Raw genomic sequence first — 3,795 nt, forward strand, 5'->3', positions numbered from 1 at the left:
ACCCACTCCGTCACCGTGATGGAAGGCAGCCACCTCCACGGCCTCGTCGGCGAAAAGCTTTCGGTGAATTCTTTCCACCACCAAGCGTTGAAAGTCGTCGCCAAAGGTTTGCAGCCTGTCGGATACAGCCCAGACGGCCTTGTTGAAGCCGTCGAAGCGACTGATCCGGACCAAAGCATCCTCGCCATCCAATGGCACCCGGAGACGATGATACCGGAAGCCAAAAACATGCGACTGTTCTTTGAGGATCTGGTGGCGCGGTCTGCTCGCTAGGAGGATTTCGGTCGCCAGTCGAGCGGAGGCGTCGGGTTTCGGGTCTCAACTCCGGCGAGGAGCCCTTCACCGGAGTTGGTGACGGAAAAGTTTCGCGTCCTCCGGTGAGGAAACCCTCGCAGGAGGACAGATATATCTGCGGCCGTTTCCTCCGGCCAACCCGGCCTTCGCCGGAGCAAAATCAAAACAATAATAAAAGGCAAGCAATCGGACTCGATGTCCGGCTGCTTGCCTTTTTATCTTTTCACATTCATTTACAGTCCTGATTCGTTCTGCAAAGCTTCGAAAGCTTCCTCAGAAACATCTGTCAGTTCGACGATCCAATTCACTGTTGCATCGGTGCTGTTCAGGTTCTCCGGATTGTTCTCCAACGCTTCATTCACGGCTGTGATTGTGCCAGCCAATGGAGAAGCCAAGTCGGTCATCGCTTTGGCGGCTTCGACGCCGATCAAGGTGTCGGTCGTTTTGATTGCGCCCGTTTCAGGCAAGTCGATGAAGCTGACTTCGCCCAGATCATCATGACCTTTTTCGGACAGGCCGATGATGTACTTGTCCGCTTCCTTCTTGACCCAGAAGCCGTTCTCGCTGTATTTCACTGTGTTTTCAGACATGTTGTTTTCCTCCTTAGCTCATTTCCAAGTCGATGTAAGTTTCTCTTCGTCGTGGCCGACTGTGATTTGCGTGCCGTCCGTAACGAATGGCCGGCGGATCAGCATGCCGTCCGATTCGAGCAGGTCCAGCGCTTCTTCAATGTCCATGCTGTCGAGTTTGTCCTTCAGTTGCATTTCCTTGTACAGGTTGCCACTCGTATTGAAGATGCGGCGCAATGTCAGGTTGCCTGATGCGATCGCTTGGCGGATACTTTCCCGGTCCGGACGTTCTTCGCGGATATCCTTCAATTCGTAGGCGATGCCCTCTTCGTCGAACCACGCCCGCGTTTTCTTGCAGGTCGAGCATTGAGGATGTTGATAAATGGTGATCATGCAATTCCTCCTTGAGTTAGGGTCAGATTCCGAAATGTTCGTCCTCGTCCGAGAACATGTAGCTGCGGTAATGGTAACGCATCGACATGACCAGTCCGATTCCGAGCATATTGCCGAGGAGCGCCGAGCCCCCTTGCGAGATGAACGGCAATGGGATACCGGTGATCGGCAACAGCCCGATCGTCATGCCAATATTTTCCAATACGTGGAACAGGATCATCATGATGACGCCCGTCGCCATGTAGGCATAAAATTCATTTTTCGTATCGAAGCAGATGCGGATCATCTGGTAGATCAGCAGGAAATAGATGAAAATGAGAAAACATCCGCCGATGAATCCGAAATTCTCGCCGATCGTGGAGAAGATCATATCGGAAACGCGAACCGGCACGTAGACTTCGGAAACGCCGAGGCCTTTGCCGAACAGTTTGCCCGATCCGATCGCTTTCATGCTTTGCGCCAGTTGATAGGCATCCCCGGTGCTGTCCCCGAACGGATCGAGCCAGGAATCGATCCGGGCGAATTGGTAATTCTGGAAGCCGAAATTCAGGAGCACATCGCGGTTATAGACAACCAAGTAGATGAGCAGCGTTCCGAGGGCCCCGATCGTCCCGAATACGGGAAGCAAGATTTTCCAGGATACACCGGAAAGGAACGTCATGCCGATGATGATCGCCAGGAAAACGAGTGTGGTACCGAGGTCATTCTGCAGGATGACCAGCAGGAGCGGCGGCGCCGACCACATGGCGATCTTGAGAATCAGATTCATGTCGGTTTTTTCGGTCCGGTCATCGATCTGCATATTGTGCTCGGTGATGACCCGCGACAACATGATGATGAGGGCGACCTTCACGACTTCTGAAGGCTGGAAGGTAACGCCACCGAAGCGGAACCAACTTTTCGCCCCCTGCAGCGCATAGGTGTTGCGGTCATAGAAAATGAGGACCAGGAACAGCAGCAGGACGCCGGCCCCGTATGCAATCGGCGCGACTTTCCAGAGTTGTTCGGAATCGAAATGCATCACGATGGCCGCGGCAATGATGCCGATGCCGTACCAGACGAGCTGCATGATGGTCGTACCGATGCCACCGTCCGTCTGCAGGACAGTAGTTGAATAAATCGTCAGGACGCTGATGATGGCCAGAAGGAACACGGACAGGATAATGCCGTAATCGATCTTCGAAACATCCGCATTCTGCGTAGTTTGTTGATTTCGCATGATTAAATCCTTTCTTTCAAAAACAATGGGCGTGCTATCTTTTCATTATATAGAAACTTCGCCCAAAAAAAAAGGCGAGGAGGTTTAAAAAAACCTAAACCTCTCTGCCTCACCATTCCGGATTCAATCATATGTCAGCTTGTTTGTTCCCTTGGATGCGCAGTTTTTTGCGGATCAGACGCCGTTTCAGCGATTGTTCGTTGACGGTCAACGCCAATGCATTCTTCGAATAACGGATCGCATAACGGCTCTCTTCCTTCAGGACAATCGGCAACGGCCGAAAATAATGGTACAGCATCACGTTGAGGAAGCCGCCCAATATCAGCACCGTCCCCATCAGATACAACCACAACAGCAACGTGATTACGACCCCGATTGCACTGTTCCCTATAGCCTGACTGCCGGCGACTCCGATATACAAGGAGAACAGCTGCGAAATCAACAGGAAGCCGATCGTTGCGAACGCTGCACCCGGCACCGAAAATTTGAGGGACCAGCGCACATTCGGCACCACGAAATAAATGACCGTCATGATGACGGAAATGATCAGGAAAGCCCCGATCCAACGGACATTTTCGAAGGCGGTGATGAAGTCCAACTGGATGGAAAAGAACTCCTCGAAGAAATCCCGGATGTACCTCCCGAACATGAACAGGAAAGCGACCAATGCAATCATCGCGACCAACAGAAAAGCGATCACGAACGAAAAGATTCTGTGGACGATGAAATTCTTGCGCATTTTCGTATTGTACACTTGATTCAAAACGTTCTGAAAAACGTTGAATGCTTTGGAGGCTGTCCAAATCGACAGTATCAGCCCCAATGAAACCACTTCACCGGTTTCGCTGGATAAATATTGCATCAATATTGGCGTGATTGTGTTGCTCACTTCCTGCGGGAAGGCCATCCCCACGTAGAGCAGCACCTGCTCACGCGGCACCGGCAGCAACGGAATGATGTTCCCCAACAACAAAAGTGTAGGAAGCAATGCCAATAGCATGTAGTAGGCCATCTCAGCCGACTGCCGCCCGATCTCCATCCGGCCCCAATGATCCTGAAACAAGCCGACAATCAGGCGCATCTTCGGATTTTTGATGTATTTTCTTATTGCGTTCATTGCTTTTTCCTCCCGCCAAGCTCTATAGCTTAATCATAGCCAAAAGTGGCTGTGATTGCCACAGATAAGCATTGAGACTGGGATTCGTGTGCTTCATCCTGCTCCGGTGAAGCCGGTCCTCACCGGAGATGGGGACCGCCAGAAAATGTCACCTCCGGCCTCGGCGGCTTCGCCGGAGATCAGCTGCCGGATACCGACTCTCC

The 3,795-nt window shown here is 52.0% G+C and carries 5 protein-coding genes; 1 reads left to right on the plus strand and 4 read right to left on the minus strand.

Going from position 1 to position 3,795, the window contains the following annotated elements; all coding sequences use genetic code 11:
• The coding region (locus WBV27_RS03450; protein WP_424199447.1) for a gamma-glutamyl-gamma-aminobutyrate hydrolase family protein at positions 1-273 on the plus strand (273 nt) is incomplete at its 5' end.
• 254 nt (positions 274-527) lie between these two features.
• On the opposite strand, the gene WBV27_RS03455 is transcribed toward WBV27_RS03450, so the two are convergent.
• The 4 genes from WBV27_RS03455 to WBV27_RS03470 form a co-directional block, all read right to left on the minus strand.
• Positions 528-884, minus strand: coding sequence for a glycine cleavage system protein H (locus tag WBV27_RS03455; protein ID WP_424199449.1), 357 nt, complete (start codon positions 882-884; stop codon positions 528-530).
• A gap of 18 nt (positions 885-902) precedes the next feature.
• On the minus strand, positions 903-1,256 hold the full coding sequence (locus tag WBV27_RS03460; protein WP_424199451.1) for an arsenate reductase family protein: 354 nt from the start codon (positions 1,254-1,256) through the stop codon (positions 903-905).
• A gap of 22 nt (positions 1,257-1,278) precedes the next feature.
• Positions 1,279-2,475, minus strand: coding sequence for an FtsW/RodA/SpoVE family cell cycle protein (locus WBV27_RS03465; protein WP_424199453.1), 1,197 nt, complete (start codon positions 2,473-2,475; stop codon positions 1,279-1,281).
• A 127-nt stretch (positions 2,476-2,602) separates the two neighbouring features.
• Positions 2,603-3,592: a YihY/virulence factor BrkB family protein gene (locus tag WBV27_RS03470; RefSeq protein WP_424199455.1), complete on the minus strand. Its 990-nt coding sequence runs from the start codon at positions 3,590-3,592 to the stop codon at positions 2,603-2,605.
• Positions 3,593-3,795 lie beyond the last annotated feature (203 nt).

The sequence above is a fragment of the Trichococcus sp. genome (assembly GCF_049589555.1).
Lineage (GTDB): Bacteria > Bacillota > Bacilli > Lactobacillales > Aerococcaceae > Trichococcus.